This is a genomic window from Dehalococcoides sp. (assembly GCF_041654235.1).
Taxonomy (GTDB): Bacteria; Chloroflexota; Dehalococcoidia; order Dehalococcoidales; family Dehalococcoidaceae; genus Dehalococcoides; species Dehalococcoides mccartyi_B.
Window position 1 is genome coordinate 1 of the sequence record NZ_JBAZDW010000018.1, and the last position, 25,815, is coordinate 25,815.

28 protein-coding genes, 4 tRNA genes, 1 rRNA gene and 1 other annotated feature are annotated in these 25,815 nt (G+C 44.7%); of the genes, 6 read left to right on the forward strand and 27 right to left on the reverse strand.

Features of this window, described 5'->3' with window-relative positions; genetic code table 11:
- Positions 1-43: 43 nt before the first annotated feature.
- Complete coding sequence (locus tag WC259_RS03565) at positions 44-421, reverse strand: GNAT family N-acetyltransferase (RefSeq protein WP_372643220.1); 378 nt, start codon at positions 419-421, stop codon at positions 44-46.
- Positions 422-615: 194 nt separating this feature from the next.
- Here WC259_RS03565 and WC259_RS03570 point away from each other — a divergent pair, with 194 nt between their 5' ends.
- Positions 616-1,260 (forward strand): DUF502 domain-containing protein, encoded by a 645-nt coding sequence (locus WC259_RS03570; protein ID WP_011309430.1) that lies wholly within the window; start codon positions 616-618, stop codon positions 1,258-1,260.
- An 80-nt stretch (positions 1,261-1,340) separates the two neighbouring features.
- Here WC259_RS03570 and rplL read toward each other — a convergent pair whose 3' ends face one another.
- From rplL to WC259_RS03640, 14 genes are all read right to left on the reverse strand, one after another.
- Entirely contained in the window at positions 1,341-1,712 is a 372-nt protein-coding gene (gene rplL, locus WC259_RS03575) for a 50S ribosomal protein L7/L12 (RefSeq protein ID WP_012984349.1), read from the reverse strand.
- Positions 1,713-1,745: 33 nt separating this feature from the next.
- The gene (rplJ, locus tag WC259_RS03580) at positions 1,746-2,276 is read right to left on the reverse strand and encodes a 50S ribosomal protein L10 (protein ID WP_011309432.1); all 531 of its coding nucleotides are present in this window, start codon (positions 2,274-2,276) and stop codon (positions 1,746-1,748) included.
- Between the two features lie 13 nt (positions 2,277-2,289).
- Positions 2,290-2,418: a sequence feature (ribosomal protein L10 leader region), on the reverse strand.
- A gap of 9 nt (positions 2,419-2,427) precedes the next feature.
- Positions 2,428-3,141 (reverse strand): 50S ribosomal protein L1, encoded by a 714-nt coding sequence (gene rplA / locus WC259_RS03585; protein ID WP_011309433.1) that lies wholly within the window; start codon positions 3,139-3,141, stop codon positions 2,428-2,430.
- A 3-nt stretch (positions 3,142-3,144) separates the two neighbouring features.
- Positions 3,145-3,567 carry a 50S ribosomal protein L11 gene (gene rplK / locus WC259_RS03590; protein WP_012984350.1) on the reverse strand — a complete coding sequence of 141 codons (423 nt, stop codon included), beginning with the start codon at positions 3,565-3,567 and terminating at the stop codon, positions 3,145-3,147.
- An 18-nt stretch (positions 3,568-3,585) separates the two neighbouring features.
- The gene (nusG, locus tag WC259_RS03595) at positions 3,586-4,119 is read right to left on the reverse strand and encodes a transcription termination/antitermination protein NusG (protein ID WP_011309435.1); all 534 of its coding nucleotides are present in this window, start codon (positions 4,117-4,119) and stop codon (positions 3,586-3,588) included.
- Between the two features lie 46 nt (positions 4,120-4,165).
- Complete coding sequence (gene secE / locus WC259_RS03600; protein WP_011309436.1) at positions 4,166-4,384, reverse strand: preprotein translocase subunit SecE; 219 nt, start codon at positions 4,382-4,384, stop codon at positions 4,166-4,168.
- Between the two features lie 23 nt (positions 4,385-4,407).
- Positions 4,408-4,575, reverse strand: coding sequence for a 50S ribosomal protein L33 (rpmG, locus tag WC259_RS03605; RefSeq protein ID WP_011309437.1), 168 nt, complete (start codon positions 4,573-4,575; stop codon positions 4,408-4,410).
- A 1-nt stretch (position 4,576) separates the two neighbouring features.
- Complete coding sequence (tuf, locus tag WC259_RS03610; protein ID WP_011309438.1) at positions 4,577-5,779, reverse strand: elongation factor Tu; 1,203 nt, start codon at positions 5,777-5,779, stop codon at positions 4,577-4,579.
- A gap of 28 nt (positions 5,780-5,807) precedes the next feature.
- Positions 5,808-5,883 (reverse strand) — tRNA-Thr (locus WC259_RS03615).
- A 62-nt stretch (positions 5,884-5,945) separates the two neighbouring features.
- Positions 5,946-6,029: transfer RNA gene (locus WC259_RS03620), tRNA-Tyr, on the reverse strand.
- A gap of 39 nt (positions 6,030-6,068) precedes the next feature.
- Positions 6,069-6,141, reverse strand: a tRNA-Thr gene (locus WC259_RS03625).
- Positions 6,142-6,303: 162 nt separating this feature from the next.
- Entirely contained in the window at positions 6,304-7,017 is a 714-nt protein-coding gene (locus WC259_RS03630; protein ID WP_011309439.1) for a PIG-L deacetylase family protein, read from the reverse strand.
- A 12-nt stretch (positions 7,018-7,029) separates the two neighbouring features.
- Complete coding sequence (locus WC259_RS03635) at positions 7,030-8,247, reverse strand: glycosyltransferase family 1 protein (RefSeq protein WP_015407825.1); 1,218 nt, start codon at positions 8,245-8,247, stop codon at positions 7,030-7,032.
- Positions 8,240-9,229, reverse strand: coding sequence for a GNAT family N-acetyltransferase (locus WC259_RS03640; protein ID WP_011309441.1), 990 nt, complete (start codon positions 9,227-9,229; stop codon positions 8,240-8,242). Before WC259_RS03640 ends, WC259_RS03635 begins: the two co-directional genes overlap by 8 nt.
- A 129-nt stretch (positions 9,230-9,358) precedes the next feature.
- Between WC259_RS03640 and WC259_RS03645 the strand changes: the two genes are divergently transcribed.
- Genes WC259_RS03645 through WC259_RS03655 form a run of 3 tightly spaced genes read left to right on the forward strand, consistent with a single transcriptional unit; the run spans position 9,359 to position 10,988 of the window.
- On the forward strand, positions 9,359-9,697 hold the full coding sequence (locus WC259_RS03645; protein WP_011309443.1) for a metalloregulator ArsR/SmtB family transcription factor: 339 nt from the start codon (positions 9,359-9,361) through the stop codon (positions 9,695-9,697).
- Entirely contained in the window at positions 9,697-10,728 is a 1,032-nt protein-coding gene (locus WC259_RS03650; protein ID WP_012984352.1) for a permease, read from the forward strand. The genes WC259_RS03645 and WC259_RS03650 overlap by 1 nt, the downstream gene beginning before the upstream one ends.
- 17 nt (positions 10,729-10,745) lie before the next feature.
- Positions 10,746-10,988: a thioredoxin family protein gene (locus tag WC259_RS03655; protein WP_011929168.1), complete on the forward strand. Its 243-nt coding sequence runs from the start codon at positions 10,746-10,748 to the stop codon at positions 10,986-10,988.
- A gap of 73 nt (positions 10,989-11,061) precedes the next feature.
- On the opposite strand, the gene WC259_RS03660 is transcribed toward WC259_RS03655, so the two are convergent.
- The 3 genes from WC259_RS03660 to WC259_RS03670 all read right to left on the reverse strand — a co-directional run bounded on the left by WC259_RS03660 (position 11,062) and on the right by WC259_RS03670 (position 14,527).
- Positions 11,062-11,874, reverse strand: coding sequence for a DivIVA domain-containing protein (locus WC259_RS03660; RefSeq protein ID WP_012984353.1), 813 nt, complete (start codon positions 11,872-11,874; stop codon positions 11,062-11,064).
- Between the two features lie 323 nt (positions 11,875-12,197).
- Positions 12,198-13,469 carry an MFS transporter gene (locus WC259_RS03665; RefSeq protein ID WP_011309447.1) on the reverse strand — a complete coding sequence of 424 codons (1,272 nt, stop codon included), beginning with the start codon at positions 13,467-13,469 and terminating at the stop codon, positions 12,198-12,200.
- A gap of 575 nt (positions 13,470-14,044) precedes the next feature.
- A complete protein-coding gene (locus tag WC259_RS03670; RefSeq protein ID WP_012984355.1) occupies positions 14,045-14,527 on the reverse strand; it encodes a hypothetical protein in 483 nt (160 codons plus the stop codon).
- A gap of 104 nt (positions 14,528-14,631) precedes the next feature.
- Here WC259_RS03670 and WC259_RS03675 point away from each other — a divergent pair, with 104 nt between their 5' ends.
- Together WC259_RS03675 and WC259_RS03680 are read left to right on the forward strand one after the other, a co-directional pair.
- A complete protein-coding gene (locus tag WC259_RS03675; RefSeq protein ID WP_367593441.1) occupies positions 14,632-14,700 on the forward strand; it encodes a hypothetical protein in 69 nt (22 codons plus the stop codon).
- A 69-nt stretch (positions 14,701-14,769) separates the two neighbouring features.
- Complete coding sequence (locus WC259_RS03680; protein ID WP_011309451.1) at positions 14,770-15,012, forward strand: 4Fe-4S binding protein; 243 nt, start codon at positions 14,770-14,772, stop codon at positions 15,010-15,012.
- 184 nt (positions 15,013-15,196) lie between these two features.
- Here WC259_RS03680 and WC259_RS03685 read toward each other — a convergent pair whose 3' ends face one another.
- From WC259_RS03685 to WC259_RS03725, 9 genes are all read right to left on the reverse strand, one after another.
- Complete coding sequence (locus WC259_RS03685; RefSeq protein WP_372643213.1) at positions 15,197-15,706, reverse strand: HPP family protein; 510 nt, start codon at positions 15,704-15,706, stop codon at positions 15,197-15,199.
- A gap of 39 nt (positions 15,707-15,745) precedes the next feature.
- A complete protein-coding gene (locus WC259_RS03690) occupies positions 15,746-15,982 on the reverse strand; it encodes a hypothetical protein (RefSeq protein WP_012984356.1) in 237 nt (78 codons plus the stop codon).
- Positions 15,983-16,231: 249 nt separating this feature from the next.
- On the reverse strand, positions 16,232-16,483 hold the full coding sequence (locus WC259_RS03695; RefSeq protein WP_011309454.1) for a hypothetical protein: 252 nt from the start codon (positions 16,481-16,483) through the stop codon (positions 16,232-16,234).
- 201 nt (positions 16,484-16,684) lie between these two features.
- Positions 16,685-17,074, reverse strand: a complete 390-nt coding sequence (locus tag WC259_RS03700; protein ID WP_011309455.1) for an ACT domain-containing protein — start codon at positions 17,072-17,074, stop codon at positions 16,685-16,687.
- A 20-nt stretch (positions 17,075-17,094) separates the two neighbouring features.
- A complete protein-coding gene (locus WC259_RS03705) occupies positions 17,095-18,414 on the reverse strand; it encodes a phenylacetate--CoA ligase family protein (RefSeq protein WP_011929172.1) in 1,320 nt (439 codons plus the stop codon).
- 227 nt (positions 18,415-18,641) lie between these two features.
- The gene (locus tag WC259_RS03710) at positions 18,642-22,430 is read right to left on the reverse strand and encodes a PAS domain S-box protein (RefSeq protein ID WP_372643217.1); all 3,789 of its coding nucleotides are present in this window, start codon (positions 22,428-22,430) and stop codon (positions 18,642-18,644) included.
- Between the two features lie 270 nt (positions 22,431-22,700).
- Positions 22,701-23,270: a DUF4256 domain-containing protein gene (locus WC259_RS03715; RefSeq protein ID WP_012984358.1), complete on the reverse strand. Its 570-nt coding sequence runs from the start codon at positions 23,268-23,270 to the stop codon at positions 22,701-22,703.
- 418 nt (positions 23,271-23,688) lie between these two features.
- Positions 23,689-23,765, reverse strand: a tRNA-Ile gene (locus tag WC259_RS03720).
- 311 nt (positions 23,766-24,076) lie between these two features.
- Positions 24,077-25,573: ribosomal RNA gene (locus WC259_RS03725) — 16S ribosomal RNA — on the reverse strand.
- Between the last annotated feature and the right edge of the window lie 242 nt (positions 25,574-25,815).

The following is a 25,815-nucleotide window of genomic DNA, read 5'->3' on the forward strand; positions in this document are numbered from 1 at the left end:
TTATCGGCCGTATTCTTTACAAATAATACTTAACGGAAGCATTTTACAGGCGTAAATGCATTCTGATATGTTGTATGCCGTCTTCTATAAAGGTCTCCCTGTTAGGAACATACCCTAAACTGGCATAGAAACCTGCCGCACCGGTTTGAGCATGAAATACCACCCCGTCCACATTTTCTGTTTTCAGCAAGCTTTCGGCATAGTTCATAATCTCACGTCCCAAACCAGATTTGCGATAATCTATATCCACTGCCACTCTTTCAATCTTGGCAAGGGCTTTATCAAGCATTCGTATACGGCAACAAGCTAGAGCCCGTTCTTCATTATGGATAACCAAATGACGGACAGTATTATCATGCAAATCATATTCAATCTCAGGGTCAATCTCAGGGTCAATCTCAGGGTCAATCTCAGGGTCAATCCCTTGTTCAGTAACAAATACCCTGTACCTGAGATCAAAAACCCTTTAAAATATTTTTGCTCTTCACCAAACAAATCTGATACATAATCATGGTATTATATTTTAACTATAGTTGGCATTCAAACCCCAAGTAATATATTCCGGTTGCTTTTACTGCTAAAATATAAAAACCATATTCTTTCCGGAGGTCAAATATGTCACCATCAAATAACCCACCATTAAAAATACTGCGAAACCGCTTTTTAACAGGGCTTGCCTTTGTCTTACCTATCGGAGCGGCTTTAGGACTGCTGATTTGGGTATTTAATATTGTAGACGGTATGCTAAAACCAATTATAGAGTTGTTCTTTAACTGGTATTTTCCGGGCGTGGGTCTTTTAGTAACACTGCTCCTGATATACTTGGTAGGACTGGTATTAAGCAACTATTTCGGTAAACAAATATTGAGCTGGATTGACAAACTACTGGCCAAAGTACCCATTTTCAACCAGATATATAACAGCGCCAAACAGGTTATACAGACACTAGGTGTGGGCAATAAAGTCTCTTTTAAAGAGGCCGTGATGGTAGAATTTCCCCGCGTGGGCATGCACAGTCTGGCATTTATCACAAATGAAACCACCAATTCCAGCGGTGAAAAACTGTATCTGGTGTATGTGCCGGGCTCTCCCAACCCAACCAGCGGTTTTTTAGAGCTGCTCAGGGAAAATCAGATTGAGCGGGTAAATATTTCGGTTGAAGATGCCATGAAAACTCTTATCTCCTGCGGCTTAGTATTTCCGGAAACTGTCCAAAGTATTGAGATTGGACATGGGGATTCACACCCCAATAAACTCTAATACATCAATATTCTAGACATAAAGAAGGGCGGGGACTTAAAGTCCCCGCCCTTTGTTTTTACTTTTAGCCTAACCGAGGTTTATTTAATTTCTACAGTAGCGCCAGCGGCCTCAAGAGCCTTCTTGGCGGCATCAGCTTCTTCTTTGCTGACATTCTCTTTAACAGCCTTGGGAGCAGCTTCAACCATATCCTTGGCTTCTTTAAGACCCAAGCTGGTGAGCTCACGAACAGCCTTGATTACGTTAATCTTGTTGGCACCGACATCCTTCAGGATTACATTGAATTCAGTCTTTTCCTCTACAGCCGCAGCGGCTGAAGCACCACCGGCAGCGGGAGCGGCTACGGCTACAGCAGCACTTACACCAAATTCCTTTTCGAGGGCCTTTACCAGTTCGGACAGCTCAATAACGGTCATGCCCTTAATGGCACTCATCATTTCATCAATAGTCATGAAAATACTCCTTATTATATTTTTATTATTTATTTAGCCTTCAAGCTGTTTAATACGGGCTTGAAGTACAATGGCCAAACCACGGGCAGGACCATTGAGTACCATCGCCAAACCGGTAATGGGACTCTGCATACCAGCCAAAATCTTGCTGATAAGCACTTCGCGAGACGGTAACTTGGCAAGCTCGGCTACTTCTTCAACAGAAATAAGCTTGTTGCTGAGATAACCACCGGTTACTTTCAAATTTGACTTGGAGCTGGAAATATAGTCCATCAGGACTCTGGCCGGGGCAACCACGTCATTTGAAGAGTAAGCCATAGCCACCGGACCTTCAAATGCACCCTTGATATTTGAATGGTCAGTGTTGTCAGCAGCACGCCGAGCCAGGGTATTTTTAAGTACCCGGTAACCAACACCAGCTTCACGCAGTTTCACACGTATAGTGGTCAACTCTGATGTATTGATACCGCGGTAATCAGTAAAAACCGCAGACTGGGCAACAGCTAGAGCATCAGTTAACTCATCAACTGCTATCTTCTTTTTTATACGTATCTTTTTTACCAAACCGCACCTCCTTTTCTAAAAAAATAAAGTCCTTATGCCAAAGCACAAGGACTTAGAAAACCCTTAAAAAGTCTTGTATCCTCGGCAGGCAATGCATTAAGCCAAACGGCACCCACGTCTCAGGAAATATTCAATTATAAATACGGCTGCTTTATACGCCGCCCATAGCGGAAACAGCCCTAAGATCAAGCCTTACACCAGGTCCCATTGTAGTTGCCAAATAAGCACTCTTAATATACTGCCCTTTGGCACCAGTGGGCTTGGAACGGATAATAGCATCTACTACCGAAGTCATATTCTCCAGAAGCATCTGCCCTTCGAAACTGGCCTTGCCCAATATAATATGGACAATGCCTGAACGGTCCAGCTTAAATTCCACCCGCCCCTTGCGGGCTTCTTCAATAACTTTTTTGAAATCTTCAGCCGGTACTACGGTGCCGCTCTTGGGGTTAGGCATAAGACCGCGCCGACCAAGAACTTTACCCAGCTTACCAACCTTGCTCATCATGTCAGGGGTGGATATAGCAACGTCAAAATCAAGGAAACCGGCTTCTATCTTCTTTATAAGTTCATCACCGCCGTATACATCAGCACCAGCCACCTGAGCAGCTTTTTCAGCTTCGCCTTGAGCAAACACCAATACCCGTACAGTTTTACCCAAACCATGGGGCAAAACGGCCACGCCGCGCAACTGCTGGGTAGCATTTTTGGGATCAAGGCCCATCTTCAGATGCATTTCAACGGTCTCATCAAACTTGGCGGCACTCATTTTCTTGGCCAAATCAATAGCCTCAGCCGGAGCATAAGCGACACTCTGGTCAAGCAGTTTTATTGCGTCTTGATATTTCTTACCGTGTGTTACCATCTGTTATTCCACCTTAATGCCCATGCTGCGGGCAGTACCTTCAATAATTCTCTCAGCACCCTCAATGTTAACTGCGTTCAGATCTTTCATCTTGACTGAAGCAATTTCCCTGAGTTGACCCTTTGAGATAACAGCAACTACGCTCTTGCTGGGGGTGCCAGAACCCGAAGCAACACCAGCCGCCTTTTTCAGGAGGTCAGCCGCCGGAGGGGTTTTGGTGATAAATGTAAAAGAGCGATCATCATAAATGGTTATCTCTGCAGGTACAATAGTGCCCACCATAGAGGCTGTGCGTTCATTATATTCTTTACAGAAACCCATAATATTGATACCGTGCTGACCCAGCGCCGGACCAATGGGAGGTGCAGGATTAGCTTTACCTGCAGGTATCTGTAATTTTACAATTGCCTTTACTTTTTTTGCCACGTATGTCTCCTAAAGCCTCTAGAGCTTTTCGACCTGCAAAAAGTCAAGTTCAACAGGAGTTTCCCGCCCGAACAGGGAAAGAAGCACCTTGACCTTGCCTTTTTCAGTGTTAATTTCGTCTACCATGCCAATAAAATCAACGAACGGTCCGTCAATAACCCTGACACTCTGTCCTTTGCGGAAACCCACCTTAACCCTTGGTGATTCAGCTTCCATTTGGTCCAGAATACGGCTGACTTCTTCGGGCGGCAAATTGGTGGGTTTGCCCTCAGAGCCTACAAAACCGGTAACGCCGGGAGTATTGCGGACTATAGTCCAGCTTTTATCGTTCATGTTCATCTGCACCAGCACATAGCCGGGCAGTATTTTTTTCCGGATAGTTCGCCGCTGACCGTTTTTGACTTCAACTTCTTCTTCGGTAGGCAGTACAACCCGCTCTATATCATCCTCGGCATCCATGGATTTAATCCGTTCTTCAAGACCTTTACGGACTCTTTCCTCATGCCCGGAGTAGGTATGCACCACATACCAGTTCTTCTGTTTAACAGTCATAAAATCTCACCCTGTCAGTTGCCAACCCGCTACATTTCCAAACGCATTATTTAACAAATACGTTATCAATAAACCAGCTAAAGCCGTAATCTACAACGCCCAGTACAATACCGACTGTTATAGCAACCACCAAAACCATAGTGGTAAGCTTTATCACGTCCGGCCGAGTTGGCCAGACTACTTTTTTAAGTTCGGCAATAAGGTTGGAAAAGAAACCAGGTTTCTTACCAGCCGCCTTGGCAGTTTGCTGTGCGGAAGGACACATATTACCTAGTTCTCCTCCATCAGTTACTTGGTCTCGCGATGTACCTTTGCCTCACGGCATCGCGGACAATACTTGCTCAGCTCAATACGCCGAGGATCATTGCGCTTGTTCTTTTCTGTAGTGTAATTTCTTTCACCACAGTCAGTGCAAGCCATATTTATCACAATTCTCGTGTCAGTTTTTTTGGCCATTTTACGCTAATACCTGAGAGATGGCACCCGCACCAACGGTCTTACCGCCTTCACGGATGGCAAAACGCATACCCTTTTCCATAGCTACAGGATAGATAGTAGATATCTTCATCTTTACATGGTCACCGGGCACAACCATTTCAACGCCTTCGGGGAGATGAATCTCACCGGTAACATCAGTAGTACCAAAGAAGAACTGGGGTTTGTAGCCATTGAAGAAAGGAGTATGGCGACCACCTTCGTCCTTGCTGAGTACATAAACTTCAGCTTCGGCATTAACATGAGGTTTGATGGAGCCGGGTTTGGCAAGTACCATACCACGCTCAATATCTTCACGCTCAACACCACGGAGAAGCAACCCGACAGCATCGCCAGGTTCAGCAGTGTCAAGAATCTTATGGAACATTTCCAAACTGGTAACAACAATCTTGCGGGGCTCATGATGCAGACCGACCAGGTCAACTTCATCGCCGCCTTTGATAACACCGCGTTCAACACGGCCGGTAGCAACAGTACCGCGACCCTTGATGCTGAAGACATCTTCAACCTTCATCAAGAACGGCTTGTCAACGGGGCGGGGAGGAATGGGAATGTAAGTATCAACAGCATCCATCAGTTTCCAGATTCTACCACACCATTCACATTCGCGTTTGCCACAGCCACACTCAAGGGCTTTAATGGCACTAACCCGAACTACCGGGATTTCGTCACCGGGGAATGAATTTTTGGTGAGAAGTTCACGAACCTCAAGCTCAACCAGCTCAAGCAGTTCTTCGTCATCCATCATATCGCATTTGTTAAGGGCTACTACTACAGCAGGTACTTCTACCTGATGAATCAGCAGTACATGTTCGCGGGTCTGAGGCATAGGGCCGTCAGGCGCGGAAACTACCAGAATAGCACCGTCCATCTGGGCGGCACCGGTAATCATGTTCTTGATATAGTCGGCATGTCCAGGACAGTCAATATGGGCATAATGCCTGGTTTCGGTCTGATATTCAATATGAGAAATAGCAATTGTCAGACCTCTAGCTTTTTCCTCAGGAGCATTGTCAATCTGGTCATAGGCGCGGAAATCAGCCCAACCCTTGGTTGAAAGGGTCTTGGTGATAGCCGCAGTCAGGGTAGTTTTGCCATGGTCTACGTGTCCGATAGTGCCTACATTACAATGAGGCTTAGAGCGGTCAAACTTTTGCTTTGCCATTTCTTTTAATTATTCCCCCTTATTATTATGGAGCCCACAATCAGATTCGAACTGATGACCCCGTTCTTACCAAGAACGTGCTCTACCTACTGAGCTATGTGGGCAACGCTTACATTATATTTATTTTAACACCCACTGTCCAGCCCGACGGGGTTATAAAATACTCTGGAGAGGGCAGGGTTCGAACCTGCGTAGCCCTTAGGGCGGCAGATTTACAGTCTGCTCCGATTAACCACTCCGGCACCTCTCCATGATGCTGGTAAAAAAGCCCAAAAAAAATTAGCGGCTCAGCCCGAGAGGGGATTCGAACCCGCTAACCTACCGATTACAAGTCGGTTGCGCTTCCTTTGCGCCACTCGGGCAATATTTTTATCACTTTTCAGGCTGATTGTCAAACAATCAAAGTGAGATTATACGTAAACAAAGCCCCAAAGTCAAGCAGAATCAACTGTTTTCGTATCTATTTTGTAAGCAGGGCATATCTGATGGATATTTGCCTGAGCTGGATGAAAATATCAGGTAATTTACCACCACATATCCACCCGGTGGAAGGATTCGGTCTTAACATATTTTTCAGCATCCGGGTATATTTCTGTGTATTTTCCCAGATCTCCCATTTCACTCATAGCCGAAATAACTTCGTCCATTCTGCCGCCGCCCTGGCTTTTATGGCAGGAAATAGATCTTAGTTTTAATATTGCGGTCTGGCTGATATCTACCTGATAATTCGGCTCTTGCGGGTTCGAAAGCAGAAGCTCATTAACTTTATGAGGTTCAAGCCCTTCGGATATAAGGTCCGGATAAGCCAGATGATCACGCGAATACGGGAAAATAGCATCCATAACAGCTTCTCCGCACTGGCGGTGGTCTCTATGCCACCAGAGATACCGTTGGTACGGGTCTGTAGTAATAACGGTAAATGGTTTGAAAGTGCGTATCTGACGTACCAGCTCCTTACGCAGTTCGGGCGTATTTTCAAGCCCCTGGTCAGGTTTGCCCAAAAAAACCACCCGGCTGACACCCAGCACACCTGCCGCCTGCCGCTGTTCTTCTTCTCGTATTTTTACCAGTTCAGACGGTATCATATTGCGGTCAGAAGTGCCTTTATCCCCATTGGTACATACCACATAAGCCACTTTTTTACCCTCGGCGGTCATTTTGGCAATAGTTCCGCCCGCGCCAAATTCGGCATCATCCGGGTGAGGCATGATAACCAATACATCTGCTTTGAAAGACATCTCTCCTCCGTTCTATGCAACCCCTGCTGTTTCAGGGTCTAAAATACCATAATATACAGACTCTATTTGAGCGGACACAGACTGCCATGTATATTCTTCTGCTATTTTACGTATAGCCTTATGGTTAGCGATTTTTTGGTAAAGCCATTCCTTCAGGCAGACTGCCAGTTGTTCGGGTTGATTACCAGGGATAAGGCAACCGTTTATACCCGGACGAATGATATCAGGAGCAACCCCTACTCTGCCGCTGATAACAGGAGTACCACAAGCCATAGCTTCCAGTATAACCATGCCAAAGCTTTCATAATAAGATGGGATTATACAAACTTTGGCGGCATTATAATATTTTGCCAGGACGTCCTGTTTGACCGACCCGTAAAATTTCACTTTATCTGAAATAGCCAGCTCTTCCGCCACTTTTTCCAGCCTGTTTCTTTCACCTTGGCTATATTCATCACCGCCAACCACCAGAAGCTCCATATCAGCCTCAATCAGTGAAACCGCCTTGAGCAGATTATCCAGCCCCTTAAGTTTCTCCAGCCTCCCCACAAATAACGCTTTGGGGGCGGCGGAAAGCCCCAGTTCTGCCTCAGCCTCAGCCCGGTCAGTGATGGAAAAAAGCCTTGTATTTACCCCGCATGGGATTACCCTTATTTTATCTGGTTCAGCCTGATATAGAGATATCAGGTCATTTTTTTCATTTTGAGTAGCGGCTATTATCAAGTCTGTTTCGTGTACTATATTTTGTTCGGCATCCAGCCGAAGCTGGGGGTCAACCTGTGCCTGCATCAAACGGTTTTTAACCTTTCCCAGCGTGTGAAACATAACCAGATGGGGCACTTCCCAGAGTTTGCTTAACGCCAGCCCTGCTCTGGCAGACAGCCAGTAATGACTGTGGATGAGATCATATTTAATACCTTCAGCCTTACGGAATGCCTCCAGCCCGCAAACAAAGCTTTCCAGATGCTCATACTGAGCCAGCTTTCCCATATCTTCTACCGGCCCGGCCTGAATGTGAATAAGCCGAACATTGGGGGCTAAAAACTCCCATACGTCATCACGGGGGTCATGGGCACGGGTATAAATATCAACCTGGTGACCGCTATTTCCCAAAGAACGCGCCAACTCGCAGATATACACATTCATACCGCCGGTATCCCGTCCTCCGGGTTGCCCCAGAGGACAGCTGTGCAGGCTGACAAGGGCAATATTTAATTTCTTTTTAGCCAACAGTTTGCACCTGATTATTCAAATTTATTTGGCATTTGTAAACCGGCTGGGATTTTCCGCCCAGATGAAATTTGTACTTCTCTTCCCCCCGCAGAAAATCAAAGGCATCATATCCTTTTTCTATAGCATCTTTGACAGCCAGCATTTTTGATAGCACGCCCACGCTCAGGTGGGAATATTCAGGACGATACCCGCTATTATACAAATACCTTATATTATTATAGTCAAAGCAAAACAGACTGGCCAGAGTGGTATCTGCTGTCTTCAGAAATACCAAACGCAGATATCCCTGACCGGCAAGCCAGTGTGCCAGTTGCCTGAAATAACAACGCATTTCAGGGCTGAGGAAAAGTGCCTTTTCGGGGTGGCTTTGTTCCATCTGCTCAAGCAAGATTTCTACACTTTCAGGGTTGGTATTTATTTCCAGCCTTGGCGTCAAGGCTTCATCAAGACGGCGCAGCTTACGTTTCAGTTCGTGGCGCTGGTGCGGCTCCAGCATAGACATATACTTGTCAAAGTCAGCTGGCAGATCCAGCAGAGGCGAGACATCTGCCTGTTCGCAGATTATCTGAAAACCTTTTTCTTTGGCCATAGGCAACAGGTAGTTATAAGCTTCGGAACGGGAAGTCAAACTTTCCAGTTCCAATATCTCAACCTGCTTCTGCTTCAGCAGTTTCATCAGCAGTTCAAAATATCCCAGCTGGTGACCGGGCTTAACCATGAAATCCAGATAATCAAAAACGCTTCCGTCAGCTATAAAACGGGCAACTCCGTTATTTATACGCAAGGCTATCAACCCTATGGTTTCAGTTTCACTAGTAACCAACCCGCAGATTTGCCGGTCTGACGGTGAAAAACACTTCTGCCAGACAGACTGCCAGCCCGGGTGGATAAACGGGTTGGCAACATTCAACCCGTTTTGGCTGGCATCAAAATTACGGCTTAATTCCTCAAGTCCCAGTTCTTTAAAAATATATACCACTTTAAAAGCATATCACCTGCCCGCTTTTAAGACAATTTTCGGCGGCGTTAATGCCAAAGACATATTTGACATTACGGTATTGCAGCTTTATTATATTCTTATATGCTAATATACGCATATGGGGGTTTTATGGAAAACTACGTTAATATATTTAAATCATTGGCAGACGAATACCGCCTGAGGATACTCAGTTTGTTGTTCAAACAGGAGTGTTGCGTTTGTGAAATCCAGCAGGCTCTGGGCATAAGCCAAACTTCTGCCTCCCGTCACCTTCAAAACCTGCATCAGGCCGGGCTGATAAAGCTCCGTCGTGACGGGTTGTGGGCACTTTATTCGGTGGATTATGGCGAATTTCCGTCTGACATTAGAAAACTAATGCAGTATACAAAGGAAATGCTGGCACAAAACCCGCAAGCCTTGCAGGATTTTAGCCGGCTGAAGGCCAGTTGCCGGAGAGGTAACGTCTGATGGATTTTATTTTTAACCTGCTGGCGGGCGGTTTTTCTGCCCTGTTGGAATACCTTTCGGCCCATGTTATAGCTTGTCTGGTGCCGGCGTTTTTTATTGCCGGGGCTATTTCGGTTTTTCTTAATCCGGCTATAGTTACCAAATATTTCGGCAGTAAAGTAAACCCCTTTGTCTCATACAGTATCGCCTCTGTTTCAGGGTTTATACTGGCTGTGTGTTCGTGTACGGTTTTACCCCTGTTTGCCGGCATCTACAAACGGGGCGGGGGTATCGGTCCGGCAGTCACATTCCTGTATTCAGGCCCGGCTATAAGTATTTTAGCGGTTTCTTTGTCAGCCGGAGTACTGGGCTACGATATCGGCATTGCCAGAGCCATTTTTGCCATCATTTTTGCCATATTGATAGGATTTATTATGGCTTACCTGTTCCGCAAAGATAAATCAGATACCCCACAGCCACTGGCCAATTTGCCTGCTGATACTGCCAGTGAACGTCCCATGTACCAAACTCTTATCTATTTTGGCAGCCTTGTTGCCATACTGATATTCGCATCTGCCAAGAATATACCCGTATTCCTGCTGGCTCTTTTGGTATTGTTATTCAGCCTGTGGCGGTTCTTCAAAATGGCTCAAATAAAAGAATGGCTTTCGGAAACATGGCGGTTTGTAAAGCTTATTTTCCCATGGCTGATAGGCGGCATTTTTATAGCCGGAGTTTTGAAAACCCTGATTCCGGCTGAATTTATAACCACCTATGTAGGTAGCAATAATCCGGTTTCAAACCTGATAGCTTCACTTTCGGGTGCCTTGCTATATTTTGCAACTCTTACCGAAGTACCCATAGTCAAGGCATTTATGGACCTTGGTATGGCCAAAGGCCCGGCTCTGGCACTGCTGCTGGCAGGACCGGCAGTTTCCCTGCCCAGTTTCTTGGTTATCCGAAAAATATTGGGCAATACAAAAGCCCTTACTTATATTGGGCTGGTGATACTCAGCTCAAGCATGGCCGGGTTTATATTCGGCATATTTTAAATCAAAGGAGAACAGAAATGATAATCAAAGTGTTAGGTACAGGCTGTGCCAAGTGCAATAAACTGGAAGAAATGACCAAAGAAGCAGTCATAGAACTGGGTTTAGCTGCTCAGATTGTAAAGATAAAAGAGATAGATAAGATATCTGCTTATCCTATATTGATGACTCCAGCTCTGGTAATAGATGAAGAAGTGGTAATATCCGGCAAGATACCCACCAAAGACGAAATGCTGAAGCTTATCTTGTCCAAATCCAAATAGACCCTAATAATAAGGCCGGCACATTCGAGGGTTAAAACCCCTTCAGGTGTGCCGGCCACTCCCTTATAATGACTTACTTAACAACGCTTGCTACCAGAGATATCTCGTATTTACGCCGCACAATTCCGCTTCCGTTCGGGCTGGCCGGAATTTCATTTACCTTGCCTACCATGCTCAATTTTTTAAGTACATCCAGCAGGCTGTTGGGTTTATTTTCATATACAATAATTACCGGATGATTGGGGCGGGGTATCAGCTCCACCACTTCTACCTCGCTGGCATTTTCCAGTTGATCCATGATTTTGGTAATCTTGACAGCATCTACCGGAGGCAATATTTCCAACTCTATTTCTTTATCCCGTATAACCAGTTCCTGGGTAGTAGATTCCATAATATCCGAATTGGCTACCGCTTTCGCCATAAAATCATCTTTAGCTCTGACTGGGGTTTCTTTAACCGCGGCGGGTATTACGGGCTCAATCGCAGGTTTTTCGCCTTCAGTATTAAAGTCAAAATCTTTATCCAAACTATTTACCTGTTGTTTCAGGGTATTTAGCTGGCGGTAAATCTGTTCGTAAACTTTTTTGGCCTTTTCCTCAGCCTTTGCCAGTAAACTGTCAGACTCTTCTTTTGCTTTAGTAATAGCTTCTTCCTTAAGGGTAGCCGCCAGTTTATCAGCCTCTATAATAGTTGTATCCGCCAGCCTCTTTAAAGACTCCAGATGTTCAGCCTGTTCCTTGAGTTTGCTAAGCTCCGCAGTAAGACTGCCATTTTCTTCAATCAGCTTTCCCACAAAAGACTTTACCTGTTCTGGGTCCAGTCCTTTTGGGATTATATTAAATTCATTATCATTTATGTTAAATATATTGGGGTTATTTCCTGCCATCTTCGTATCCTCCAATCAGTCTGCCCTAACAGGATAGTTGTTTATCTGCGTATAGTTAAATAGCCAATTAGTAACTTTTAGATAGTTACCTAAGTACCATAAATATTCAGTTCATAATCCTGAACAACTTAAGTAAACACGAATCCCAAGGTGTGCTTAAACATAAATATATATTTCAGCACACTTAATTATACTACTTTAACTACTGTATCTATACTTTAAATATATCAAACCATAGTACGGGCTTCGTAAGTCCTTTAATCATCTCAGGGAACGAGTGAAATCTGCATTAGAAATCAAAGCGGCAGTATTGAGACGTGTTGCTAATAGCGGCTTAGAGACTGGCCGTTAAGGCTGACTGTTTTGCGCACCACTCTCCCCCAGATATAAAAGCCCACAGCCGACATTACTGCCAGAGCCGCCAGTGTGCCCCAAACCGACAAAGAACTATCAGGGTGAGCATCCAGCAAAGCACCGCCTACCATAGGGCCAAGCGAAAAGCCCAGCATCTCGGAAAAACCATAAAATCCCATATACCGTCCCCGTTGCTGGGGAGGGGAAAGATCCCCCACTACTGCCAAAGTGGTAGGTGCAAATACTATTTCTCCCATAGTAATAACACTCATAGCCAGAAAGGCCATACCCAAATTGGTCGTCCAGGCAAACATTAAGTACCCGACTGCATAAATCAGGCTGCCCATGACCACCATATGTGATTTGGAAACATTGTGCAAAATCCGGGTAACAGGGTATTGGAGGGCAAACACCATAAGCCCGTTCAGAGTGAGCAGCATACCGTAATCAGCCTCTGAAAAATGCAGGCGGTCAACCGTGAAAACAGAAAGAGTACTGATAAACTGCCCCACTACTATGAACAAAAGTATGCTCAAAATTGTAAACCAGAGAAAAGCCCTGTCCTTGCCGGCCGAAAATATCTTGGTCAGGCTAACCCATTCCACCGAATTTGAAAGGGATTCATTTATATATTTTGCTGTTATGTATAGTGTTATCAGGCAGACAACCGCCCCCACCCCAAACAAGTAGGCATACGGAAGGCCGATAAGCAGAAATCCTCCCAGCATCGGCCCAATAGCCCACCCCAGATTATTCCCTATGCGTACCATGCCGTAAGTTTCAGTCAAGCGGTCTTTAGGGGTAAGGTCAGCTATCATGGCTTGCGAAGCCGGGCGGGTAGCTACCAGAGTGCACCGCAGTAATACATAGCTTAGAATAATAAGCATAACGGGCATGTTGAATCCTATCAATACAGCCATAGCCCCGTAAATAACGGCACTGCCAACGGTAGTTAACAGCATCACCGGCTTTCGCCCGTAAGTATCCGCCAAAGCCCCGGCAACCATCTGAACGATAGCTGAAACGAATCCGCTCAGCAGTATAACTAAACCCACCTGAGTCATGGAAAGCCCCCGCTCCTGATACAGGTACAGAGAGATAAAGGGCAGGGACAGGGAGAAAGCGGCACTGTTTATCAGACCTATCAGGGTCAGCATCCAGACCCCCCGGTCAAAGCGGTCTATCAAGCCCGTTTTTATACGGGCTTTCAGGTATGACGGGGAAAACCAAAGCAAATTCATCTCTAACTCTGGTGACAAAATAACGAATGCCGGACACCCCACGTGCCCAGCATGCATCTATACTTTACTACCATTTATAGGCATATTCAAATAGTCACTGTTCTTTTATTTCATATATTTCTTATAGTATTATGATAGCTTCATATATTATCCGGGATTTTTTATATACTCCGCCCATGTGCCAAAGGCACTCTTCAGAGTGTTCTTTTGTATACCGGGGAAATTAAGGTCTATTCCTGGCATGTTGCCCAGACCTTCGGAAGCTTCAAACCCTGTGGCAAGGGACACTATAAGGCAGGTGCTTCAGGAGACTCCTGTTGGGGTTAGAAGCCAGCCCGATATGGGGGGCTTAGATGAAGCAAGGGCTTAATGAAATTGCTATTAACAAGATGCTGAAATATCAGGATAGGCCAGCCGTAAAATAGTTTCTAATCTTAAGTCCGATAGGCTTGTTAGCGGCGAGAGACTAAGCAGGGATGAACTACTGCTGGCAAAGAGCATGCTTGGAGTAGAAGACCTTAACGCCCTGCGGGCGGAGTTTGGCTCTGAGACGTTAATCAAATTCTTTTATGGACTTAATCAGTTTGTTTAGGCCAGGTCAAGAGATAGGCTAAACCTGCAAAAAGAGGCCCGAACAATGCAAAGGCGGTAGCCCATGCGACTGCTCGGCGATTATGTCCCAAAGCATGAAAGTACATTCCCCACGCAATGCTTAAGGTCAGTCCGGTAATACTACTTAATAGCAGCACTATATCCCACTGTGGCTCATTCAGATTACTGTCTGACGGGAAAAAGCCTGAAAAAACCAGCATACCAATAAGCATTGAGGCAATAAAAATAAGCACGCCTACGAAAAGACGTGGACGTTTATCAAGATAATTGAGAACTGCATAGAACATTTGAAGTACCAAGATTGCAGTTAGTGTGATAGCCAGTATTACCATTATTGTTTGGGCCATTTTACTTGGGTCTTCAGATTGACTGAATAGTACTAGGCCGATGGAAATAGCACCAAGTGCCAACATGCTTATAACTAATATCAAATTCATTTTTTTCATAAGCATCCTCCCTAGGGGAAAATTATCACATAAATTATTAGATTTCAAGAGGTGAATATGGCTAATCCCGAATACGGCAATTTGATACCCTTTTCTGGGGCAGGATATTTTGCGGCTGGGTATACCCAACAGGGACACAGCAGAGTTTCATCTACCCAAAGAAATGGGCATAAAGGTAAATGAGAAGCTAAATCATTAGCTGGGTTTTATAAAATATATATTTTTTTGTCCTGATAGCCGCAGTGCTGGCAACCGGCACAACCGCTTTTGCCCGGATAGATTCTTTTAAGGCCCTGCTAAACATTGACTTCACATGGTTAACCGGCATCAGTTTGGGCATAGTCCTGACTGGGTCTATCTATATATCCGGCTTCTGGTGCCGCTATTTTTGCCCTCTAGGCGCATTTTTAGGGCTGGTGAGTAAAATATCGTATTTCAAGCTAAGATTTGGTACATCCTGTAAATACTGCGGCATCTGCCATTAAACATACGGTGATTACGGGGTAATAAACTGCAGCGGCAAAGTGCTTAAACTGGATAATTCCGAATGTGTACACTGGGGAGAATGTTTAAAACACTGCCCGAAAAATGCAGTTGAGCTTGAGCATATCCAGATTTCAGATATTCCTGTCAGTTCCAAACCACAGGTGGTCATTTCCAGCGGAGAATTCAGGCCAGATCTTTCAAAAAGCCCTTCATCCGGCTCTGAGCCATAGACAGTACCAGAGCACTGGTAACCACCGCAATAAACACCCCGGGACTAAATCCGGTTATGGCCACACCCAGAGCTGTACCTGCAGCCGGAGCATGTTTCAGATTCATAACCACCATCAGGAAAATGCAGAGACCCACTGCCAAAGCATAAATAAGGGCATCCGTCAGCATATGGTGGTGAGGTATCAAATTCACCAGACAGCCTATGCCAAAGCCCAGTAGATGCCCCCAGAAAATGCGTCGCGGCACCGCCGGAGGGGAACTGGGCTGAGTAAAAACGATAAAGGCTGTAGATGCAATGGAAGCAATAACTACTGCATTTTCAATACTAAGGGTCAGAGCTATTATAAAAAGGACAAGTGTGGCCAGAAAGCTTTGGGAAATATATAATTTCCAATGAATTTTAAGCTCACGCATCTGCTTAAGCAAATAACGGTAGGCTTTACCAAGGTAACTAAACTGCATTTAAATTTTCCCATTACTCCCGGCCACCCCAGCCTTTTTCTAGCCGAAATACATGTCTTTTGCTGAAACTACAAACTCATTGTTACAAATGGGACAGTAAAAAGCAGCCTTCTCTACTGATTGCTTAGTGGTATCATTTTTCTCCACCCGTGAAACCTGCGCTTCAAACCCGTCTTTAGGGCACTTGGCACAGATATAGCGCTTGAGACCAGACTTTGTCTCGTTGAAGACTTTGGCATCAGCCAACAGTTCACAAATAAGATCGATATCAGACATGTAATCCTCCGGATATTATTATTTTCCATTATACCCTAAAATCATTTTTTTAAAATCCCCGTTTTAAATTATACAGAACAGAACACAGCCAATAACATCTTCTTTTTGCCTGTTTTTAGCCTTAAAATGCCTTTAAATTAACATTAGCTTAACGGTCAAAGCAAATGAATATTTGTGGTTTCCCCGAATAAAAAACCGGCTCCTTTTGGGGAGCCGGGTAGCTTTCTATTTCAGCTTTGGTTAACCTTGTTATTTCTGGGGTTTGGTTTCATGGGTGGCAAGCTCTGTAGTAATGTCTTCCACCATCTTGTTAAAGACGTTGCGAATCTTCTTCATAACAGCTTCAGCTGCTTCTTCTCCAGCCCTGCGCGCTTCTTCAGCTGCCTGTCTGGCATCTGCGGCGGCCTGTTCTGCCCGAGTAATACTGCCGTCAATTTCGTCCAGTATTTGGGGCAGGGGCTTGCTTAAGATCTCGTGACTGCCTTTTGTTTGTTGGTTCACTGCTTTCCTCCTCCTCTAGCACATCCTGAGAGTATTATACAATTTATAAATATTTATTATTTAACCTACTCATAGCTGAGGCCAAAATAATTTTTTTTATGTAAATTAGCTTTCGGATATTATCACCTGCAAAATGAATATCCCGCCGGATAAAGGGCGGGACATATATGTGCTAATGCAATGTATATTTACGTATCAGCTTCAGGCTAAAATAATCTCTGCCTTTTCAGGGTTGCTTACCTTCAGTACAATCCTTGCTGTACCCGGAGTTGAATCCAAAAAGGCGTAAAAATAATCTATATTTATATCGGCCTTGCTCAGCGGTTCAACTACGGTTTTCAGCAGTCCGCTGGGGATATCCGGAATTTCAGCGGTAACCATCATATCAGTACGGCTGGTAAATCCGGCGGTTTTCAAGGCTTCAGCCCCGGCATCAGGGTCATCCAAAATCATACGTACAATCCCGAATTCATCTGTTTCGCTGACTGATAATGCCCGAATATTTATCTTTGATTTATCCATAGCTTTGAGTATTGCATATAACCGCCCGGGTTTATTTTCCACGAAAACGGATACTTGTTTTATCATCATTTTCCTCTTCCTCCTGGTTACTACCTGTTTTCAGGTAATTCGGAACGGTCAATAATCCTTTTTGCCTTGCCTTCAGTTCTGGCCAGAGTACGCGGTTCAACCAGCTTGATTTTGGCACGTATACCCAATACGCTATCCAGTTCGGCCTGAAGCTTCTTCTGAAGGGCATTCAACCGTGACATTTCATCCGAGAAAATGCCTTCGGAAACCTCTACCCATATTTCCAGTTCGTCAGAGGCAAAAGCATTGTGCCTGTCTACTATTATCTGGTAATGGGGTTCAATGCCTTCTACGGTGAGAAGTACGCTTTCAATCTGCGAGGGGAACACTGAAACACCTCTAACCCGTATCATGTCATCACTGCGACCGGTAATTTGAGACATACGTACCATGGTTCTCCCGCAGCCGCATTTTTCAGGCATCAGGCTGGTAATGTCTTTGGTCCGGAAACGGAGTACCGGCTGAGCCTGTTTGTTTATGGTGGTAATTACCAGTTCTCCTTTTTGGCCGTAAGGAAGCACTTCGCCTGTTTCAGGGTTTATTATTTCCACCATGAAATTATCTTCCCAGATGTGCAACCCGCATTTCTGGGGACATTCCATAGCTACACCCGGCCCTGTTATTTCAGTCAAGCCATATATATTAAGGGCAGTGATACCCAGTTTGGCTTCTATCTCCCGTCGCATATTTTCACTCCATGGTTCAGCACCCATAATGCCCAGCTTGAGTGAAGAATTATGAAAATCAAGCCCCATTTCCTTGCCGGCTTCATACATTATCAGAGAGTAAGAAGGAGTACAGGTAATCACGGTAGTCCCCAAATCCTGCAGCAACATCAACTGACGTTTAGTATTGCCGGTAGAGGCTGGCACTACCGCCACCCCCATTTTCTCCGCCCCGTAATGAATCCCCAGCCCGCCGGTAAAAAGCCCGTATCCGTAGGCATTCTGGAGAATATCTTCGGGCACTACCCCGGCACAGCTTAGAGAACGGGCTACCAGTTCCGCCCATGTATCCACATCTTTGGCAGTATAGGGGGCAATTACAGGTTTACCGGTAGTACCGGAGGAAGACTGAATACGTGATATTTCTGTTTTAGGCACACAGCATAACCCGAAAGGGTAATTCTGGCGGAAATCTTCTTTACTGGTGAAAGGAAGCAGGGCGAGGTCTTTCAACGTTTTTATATCTGCGGGTTTGATCCCTAGTTTATCCATGCTTTGATGGTAAAATGGATTTCTATTATAGACATAGGACACTGTTTCCTGAAGTCTTTTCAGCTGTAACTCTTCAAGCTGCGGTCTGGGAAGGGTTTCATATTCGGGGTTACGTATAACCACTTGCTCCTCCTAATATAACGGCAACTACTTCAGGGTAACCGGTAGTACCCAAATAAGTATTATTTTTACCAAATTAACAGGCAATATTGTACCCCTTTTTTATGAAATGCGGAAATATTTTATAAAATAACCCTGCAATTTTATTGGAATATTATTTGACTAAGCTTCAAATCCGAGAAACAACAGCAGGTTTAAACTAAACAAAAATACACAGGCAAACTCAGATATCAATTTGCCCGTGAGAGTATGCTATTTAACGTGTTTTTCAAGGTTGCAATATTGAAAGGCTTGTTAATACAGGGAATACCTTTGGCAACCATAAGGTTGCTAATAGATGCATCAGATGTATCACCTGTTATAAAAATCACCCGTTTAGCCATCTGAGGCCATTCGGCGGTTATCTCAGAATAAAGCTCAAGACCACTCACTCCGGGCATGCGTATATCCAGCAGGATAACATCATAATTATTATTTGAAATCATATCCATAGCTTTTTGAGGTACATCACACTCATCCACGCGATAGCCATCCTGCGTAAGCACAATCCGTATCAAGGCCCTGATTGCGGCCTCATCATCAATCACCAGTACTGATGCTTTTTTAGTCAGACCCTGCACCACCCCGGTCATATCGTTTGCTGCGGGTACTTTGTCAGAGGGTTTTATGGGCAACTCAATTGTAAATTCAGCCCCCTCACCGAGTATACTCTCTCCCCGAATTGTACCTTCATGCTCAAGTATAATGCCGTGAGACAGGCTCAGACCCAAACCGGTACCTTCACCGGGATCTTTGGTAGTGAAAAAAGGCTGGAACAGTTTACCCAATGTTTCAGCCGACATGCCCAGTCCATTGTCCCGAAAAGACATCCTCACCCATTCCCCTTCTTTTTTAACTCTGATAGTCAGGATACCTTTTTCATGGGCTTTTTTCATGGAATACTCGGCATTTAATATCAAGTTCAAAATCACCTGCTGCATTTGGCCGGAGTCAACTGTCAATAACGGTAAATCAGGTTCGTAATGCCTGACTACCTCTATATTTGCAGTTTTAAGTACATAACTGCGTAAATCCAAAGTACTATCAATAAGTTCGGTGATATTTACACTGCTTCTCACGGGCTTGGCCTGGCGGGCAAATGTAAGCATACGTTTTACAATTTCCACTACTCTTTGACTGCCGGAATTAATTATCTGAAGTTCATCCATGACATCTGCCGGTAAATCCTCCCTCTCCATAAGTATGGAGGCAAAACCAATCACCCCCGTCAGCGGGTTGTTTATCTCATGGGCAATGCCGGCCGCCATTTCACCTACGGCCGCCAAACGGCTGGACATTTCTGACTGGTAACGCAGTTTCTTCTGCTCTTCCTCCAGTTTTTTGCGTTCACTTATATCTCTGGCAAGTGTAATAACGGTACGCTTGCCACCAAACTTAAACATACGTGAGTGCAATTCCACCGGGATGGTTTTGCCGGATTTTGTTTCCAAGGCGTACTCAGATACTACTTCAGTATTTTTCTCTATATACCTAATGTTGTCAGCAAATGCACTAACTGGATATTTCTCTTTGGACATAAGATCCATGGGGGTTATTTGCAAGAGCTCTTTTCGGCTATATCCCAGCATTGCTAAAGCGGCGTCATTCACTTCGATAAATTTGCCGGCTGAATAATCTGCCGCCGGCTGATGCACTAAAATAGCATCTGTAACACTATTAAAAAGCACCTGATAATTTTGAAGGCTTTCGTTCAAGGCATTTTCAGCCTGTTTCCGCTCAGTGGTGTCACGGATAATGTTTATCAGGGTTGTTGTCCCTTCAATATCCGCCCCCCGCGAACTGACCTCCACAGGGAAAACACGCCCGTCTTTACTTTGATGGAAAGTTTCAAAAAGCATACCACGGATATGGGCCTGATTCAGTTGCCTTGCGGTAAGCACCCTTGCCTGAGGGGCGCGCAGGTTCTGTATTTTCATGGATAACAACTGCTCACGGCTATATCCATAAGCTTTTACAGCCGCACTATTGGCTTCCAATAGTTGTCCGGTTTCCTTGTTCATAAACAGTATAATATCCCGGCTGTCTTCAGCAATCAGTTTATATTTTTGAAGGGCATCTTCAGCTGCTTTACGGGTCGTAATATCTACAATCATGGCTAGATAATAGAGCAAATTACCCGTTACATCTCTGATACCGGCTACCGACAGATGTGCCCAAAATATGCTGCCGCTCTTTTGAAGATATCTTTTATCCGTTTCATAACGGCTGATTTCCCCGTTTTTCAGACGATTCAAATGGATTATGTCTTTCGCAAAATCATCTGAGTTGGTGATATCACTGACTTTCAGGCTGGTAAATTCCGAGGCAGAGTATCCCAGCATTTGGCAAAATTTTTCATTTACCTGCCAGTATTTAAGATCTAAACCATATATGGCAGCACCTATGGGTGACTGGTCAAAGGTTGAGCGGAATCTGGCTTCGCTCTCACGGAGTAATTCTTCGGCCTGTTTTCTCTTGGTAATATCCTGGATAGTGCCAAACACCACATTCCGTTTGGAATCAAACTCCGCTATAGAGTGTATATATAATATAGCCCTGTCAGTGGGGCGTTTGATTTTAAACTCAATATCATACGGAATATTCTGTTTAATCAGGTTATTCAGTGCTTTATCCATAGCAGGCCGGTCTTCGGGAACAGGTACCTTCTGGACAAAAGGAATAGTTAATATTTCCGCTTTTAAACCATATATCTCTCTAGCACCATCAGAAGGGTGTACTAATCCGTTTGCCAGATCAAATTCCCAGTAACCAAACCCGGCTACCTTTTCGGCTTTTACTAATCTTCTATGGCTTTGCTCCAGTTCGCGGGCGATTTTTTTACGGATGGTAATATCATGAGCTAAAGTGAGTACGGCAGGCCGGCCCTGTAAATCAAATATATGAAATGTCATTTCTACTGAAATATTATGCCCGTCTTTATGCGGGAGATTGCACTCACGAGTGACCATCTTTTGCGCATAAAGTTCATCTGTTATCTCTTTTAATACAAGACCTGAAGAAGGATGAAAAAACAGATTTCGGGCAGATACTTTCAGCAGTTCTTCATGGGTATACCCCAGCATATCACAGGCCACTGCGTTCAGTTCAACAAATTCATCCGCCCATTCACGCTTATTGATATAGCAGACAAAAGCCGTCTCACCTATGCTTTCAAAAAGAGCCTGGTACTTACGCTGGCTTTCCCGTATAGCCTCATCAGCCAGATGTCTCTGGGTAATATCCTGCAAAGTACAATGTGTTTGTTTAAAGTTACCTTTGGCATCACAGGCAATTTTACCGCTAAACGCCATTAGAACTACCGAGCCATCTTTACGGTTCATGTAAAATTCAGTGTCAGCAGTACCTGTAGCTTTGAAAACCGGAAAACGTTTCCTGAAAAGATCCACTTGGTCTGGTTGCAAAAATTCCCCGAACCAATGACCAATAACTTCTTCCCGTTTGTATCCCATATCGTCAAGCCAAACCTGATTGACCTCTAAAAAACGGCCTTCGGAATCCAGTGATTGATAACCAATGGGTGATTTTTGATAAAACTCCCGATACCGCTCTTCAGTTTTTCGTAACAGTTCTTCTGCCCGTTTGCGGTCAGTAATATCGCGGATATTGCACTGGATGATTTTTTCATCACCCACCCAGTAAACATTACTGACAAACTCTACCTGCTGAATTTGCCCGCTTTTTGTTTTAAGAGGAAGGTCTTCGTAGCGGATATATTCTTTTTCCTGCAGGACGGCAAAGGCTTTACGGCTGGAAGCTATGTCTTTAAATATACCAATTTCCCAGAGCTCTTTACCCAGAATTTCCTCCTGAGCATAACCCAGTATATTCAATAAAAAGGGATTGGCATCAGCAATTTTACCTGTGTTGGCGTCAAGGATAAGAATACCGTCTTGAGCCGTTTCGAAAAGGCGGCGATAACGAAGTTCTGAAGCTTCTAAACCCAACCCTTTGTTATTCATTTATATCCATCCTGATATCAAGAGAGCTGAAAGATTTGATGATATATAATAATTGAACAAATAATCCAGCTAGCCTCTCAAGAATATCACCAACTACATAATATTACTTTACCTCGTAATATTGCCATTGTCTATGGGAATCAAATCTTTAGGCATATCCAGCTATAACACATTTGAAATTAAACTGAGACTTGGATTTCATCTTTGCTGTACAAGCTAGCCGAACCCACGATTCCTTATCATTTCCAGATTTGGCTGTACGCGCAAGATTTAAACTTTTAGCAATCCGCGAAATCCTCTGGAGCTATACCAAGAGTGGGCACTGTTATGAAACACAAAGACATGGCCGTAACGCCGGTCAGCAAAAATGGCGCCACCAAGTTTTCTAATATCGGATGGTGTTTTTATCCAGCTCTCCGTCTTCATATCAAAATTGCCAAGTTTCTGCAAGCCCCTATATTGTTCTTCGGTTAAAAGCTCAATGCCCATCTCATTTGCCGCATCCACAGCGTTACCACCGGGTGCTTCCCGCTTTTTGGCCGCCTCATGGTCATAACACATTTTCCTGCGGCCATAAGGGCTTTCAGCTGAGCAATCATAAAAACTATATTTATCCGTCTCGTTATCATGGTCAACCACATCGGGTTCACCGCCGGTTCTTTCCATCTCATTTAGTGCCCACAGTTTTTCAGTATTATCTGTCAATTTTTCTTGTATTTTAGCCCATTCAAGACCTTTATGTCGGCTCATGTTCTTATCAAAACGGGCTTTTAATACTCTAAACAGTTCGGCATGTTGTTCCGGTGATAAGTCTTTTTTAATACTGCTATTCTCGATCATACTTCTATATTACCTCTATCTTTAAGGTGTTTAAAAGTAAGCATTCAGGTATTTAAAAAGACTTCTCTGTCAATCAAAGCAAGCGGACCGGTATTAGACAACAGGCTCATGAAAATTATACCACCGGCAATTGCCCGTAAAAGCATATTTCAATAATATAGAAGCAGGTACAATAGCTAAACCAATGTAAAGATTACATCTGGATATGTTGAAACCCGGAATGGTTTTGGGGCAAAACCTGTTTGATCAATTTGGGAAATATTCAATGATATTAAAGCCGCCAGCTCTTCGAGAAAGTTTTCTTCTAAAAAACAAACCGGGGGAATATGAAAATATCACATTCCCCCGTTGTTATTCGAAACGATTAGAACTCTAGTTTAAAGACCTTCTCAAAAAGAGTTTTACCTTTTGTACAACATGGTGGGCCATCTTGGTCTCGAACCAAGGACCTCAGTCTTATCAGGACTGCGCTCTAACCAACTGAGCTAATGGCCCATTTGATAACAATATAAACAAACTCAATCTTGAGCTGTCGAATGCATTAGCAAGTGAATTACTATTTGAAAAACGTCATTATAATATAGCAAACAGGATGCCTAGCGCAAGTCCCTTATCACCATGAACACTGATAAAACAGGGATAAGTTAAGCAGATGTGAGAGTTCAGGTTATCAGCTTTCAGGGAAACTAATTTATCCCCTTATAACACTAACACCTTAACCTCTGGATAGCGGAAAGAAAAGCGAAGTATCCGTTTTAAGTCGGATATCGACCTAGGTTAATAGGCACGAGGCCAATTATCCTTAGAAAGGAGGTGATCCAGCCGCAGCTTCCGCTACGGCTACCTTGTTACGACTTCGTCCCAATTACCAGTCCCACCCTCGGCGACTGCCTCCTTGCGGTTGGCACATCGACTTCAAGTGTTACCGGCTTTCATGACGTGACGGGCGGTGTGTACAAGGCCCGAGAACGTATTCACCGCACCATGCTGATATGCGGTTACTAGCAACTCCAACTTCATGCAGGCGGGTTTCAGCCTGCAATCCGAACTGAGGACAGCTTTGGGGATTAGCTCCAGTTCGCACTGTTGCAACCTATTGTTCTGTCCATTGTAGCGTGTGTGTAGCCCAAGATATAAAGGCCATGCTGACTTGACGTCATCCCCACCTTCCTCCCCGTTTCGCGGGGCAGTCTCGCTAGAAAATTTAACTAGCAACAAGGGTTGCGCTCGTTGCAGGACTTAACCAAACACCTCACGGCACGAGCTGACGACAGCCATGCAGCACCTGTGCAAGTTCCTGACTTAACAGGTCGTTCCCCTTTCAGTTCACTACTACATGCATGTCAAATCTTGGTAAGGTTCTTCGTGTAGCATCGAATTAAACCACACGCTCCGCTGCTTGTGCGGGCCCCCGTCAATTCCTTTGAGTTTTAGCCTTGCGACCGTACTCCCCAGGCGGGACACTTAAAGCGTTAGCTTCGGCACAGAGAGGGTCGATACTCCCTATACCTAGTGTCCATAGTTTAAGGCGTGGACTACCAGAGTATCTAATTCTGTTCGCTCCCCACGCTTTCGAGCCTCAGTGTCAGTGACAACCTAGAAAACCGCCTTCGCCTCTGGTGTTCCTCCCGATATCTACGCATTTTACCACTACACCGGGAATTCCGTTTTCTCCTGCTGTACTCTAGTCCAACAGTATTGAATGACTCGTCCCGGTTAAGCCGGGAAATTTCACATCCAACTTGAAAGACCACCTACGCTCACTTTACGCCCAATAAATCCGGATAACGCTTGCTTCCTACGTATTACCGCGGCTGCTGGCACGTAGTTAGCCGAAGCTTATTCCACAGGTACCGTCATTATTCTTCCCTATGAAAAGAGGTTTACAACCCGAAAGCCTTCATCCCTCACGCGGCGTTGCTGGGTCAGGCTTTCGCCCATTGCCCAAGATTCCTTGCTGCTGCCTCCCGTAGGAGTCTGGGCCGTGTCTCAGTCCCAGTGTGGCTGATCATCCTCTCAGACCAGCTACCGATCGAAGCCTTGGTAGGCCATTACCCCACCAACTAGCTAATCGGACGCAAGCCCCTCACCAAGCGCCTTACGGCTTTAGTGAACCAACATATGTCGGCCCACCACATGCGGTATTACCTTCAGTTTCCCGAAGCTATCCCCCACTTAGAGGTAGGTTACTTACGCGTTACTCACCCGTTCGCCACTATCTTAATTGCTTAAGACCGTTCGACTTGCATGCATAAGGCACGCCGCTAGCGTTCATCCTGAGCCAGGATCAAACTCTCCAAGCTCAATATTAATTACTAGTGTATTGTTTAAAACTTTTCTTTCCGCTATCCAGTTGTTAAGGTGCATCAGTTCCAGACAAAGAGAGATAGTATCACATTTGGCTGCTCTCTGTCAAGGAAAAACCCCAGCCTGTTAAAGGCTTTTGTGGAGTTGTCTACCGTGTAACCTGTCTTTTAAGGTGGCCGTTTTTTACTCGGCAATCAATTTCAACGTGGGAGAGTATATCATAGGGTTTAGGGGAAAG

What these genes read in the sequence shown, in the direction of transcription:
- WC259_RS03685 (WP_372643213.1), bottom strand. Translation starts at nt 15,706, where the DNA reads ATGCAGTTTAGTTACCTTGGTAAAGCCTACCGTTATTTGCTTAAGCAG.
- rpmG (WP_011309437.1), bottom strand. Translation starts at nt 4,575, where the DNA reads ATGGCCAAAAAAACTGACACGAGAATTGTGATAAATATGGCTTGCACT.
- WC259_RS03710 (WP_372643217.1), bottom strand. Translation starts at nt 22,430, where the DNA reads ATGAATAACAAAGGGTTGGGTTTAGAAGCTTCAGAACTTCGTTATCGC.
- WC259_RS03715 (WP_012984358.1), bottom strand. Translation starts at nt 23,270, where the DNA reads ATGATCGAGAATAGCAGTATTAAAAAAGACTTATCACCGGAACAACAT.
- WC259_RS03655 (WP_011929168.1), top strand. Translation starts at nt 10,746, where the DNA reads ATGATAATCAAAGTGTTAGGTACAGGCTGTGCCAAGTGCAATAAACTG.
- WC259_RS03630 (WP_011309439.1), bottom strand. Translation starts at nt 7,017, where the DNA reads ATGTCTTTCAAAGCAGATGTATTGGTTATCATGCCTCACCCGGATGAT.
- WC259_RS03670 (WP_012984355.1), bottom strand. Translation starts at nt 14,527, where the DNA reads ATGAAAAAAATGAATTTGATATTAGTTATAAGCATGTTGGCACTTGGT.
- WC259_RS03660 (WP_012984353.1), bottom strand. Translation starts at nt 11,874, where the DNA reads ATGGCAGGAAATAACCCCAATATATTTAACATAAATGATAATGAATTT.
- WC259_RS03570 (WP_011309430.1), top strand. Translation starts at nt 616, where the DNA reads ATGTCACCATCAAATAACCCACCATTAAAAATACTGCGAAACCGCTTT.
- rplA (WP_011309433.1), bottom strand. Translation starts at nt 3,141, where the DNA reads ATGGTAACACACGGTAAGAAATATCAAGACGCAATAAAACTGCTTGAC.
- rplL (WP_012984349.1), bottom strand. Translation starts at nt 1,712, where the DNA reads ATGACTATTGATGAAATGATGAGTGCCATTAAGGGCATGACCGTTATT.
- WC259_RS03650 (WP_012984352.1), top strand. Translation starts at nt 9,697, where the DNA reads ATGGATTTTATTTTTAACCTGCTGGCGGGCGGTTTTTCTGCCCTGTTG.
- WC259_RS03665 (WP_011309447.1), bottom strand. Translation starts at nt 13,469, where the DNA reads ATGAATTTGCTTTGGTTTTCCCCGTCATACCTGAAAGCCCGTATAAAA.
- tuf (WP_011309438.1), bottom strand. Translation starts at nt 5,779, where the DNA reads ATGGCAAAGCAAAAGTTTGACCGCTCTAAGCCTCATTGTAATGTAGGC.
- WC259_RS03690 (WP_012984356.1), bottom strand. Translation starts at nt 15,982, where the DNA reads ATGTCTGATATCGATCTTATTTGTGAACTGTTGGCTGATGCCAAAGTC.
- WC259_RS03645 (WP_011309443.1), top strand. Translation starts at nt 9,359, where the DNA reads ATGGAAAACTACGTTAATATATTTAAATCATTGGCAGACGAATACCGC.
- WC259_RS03700 (WP_011309455.1), bottom strand. Translation starts at nt 17,074, where the DNA reads ATGATGATAAAACAAGTATCCGTTTTCGTGGAAAATAAACCCGGGCGG.
- secE (WP_011309436.1), bottom strand. Translation starts at nt 4,384, where the DNA reads ATGTGTCCTTCCGCACAGCAAACTGCCAAGGCGGCTGGTAAGAAACCT.
- nusG (WP_011309435.1), bottom strand. Translation starts at nt 4,119, where the DNA reads ATGACTGTTAAACAGAAGAACTGGTATGTGGTGCATACCTACTCCGGG.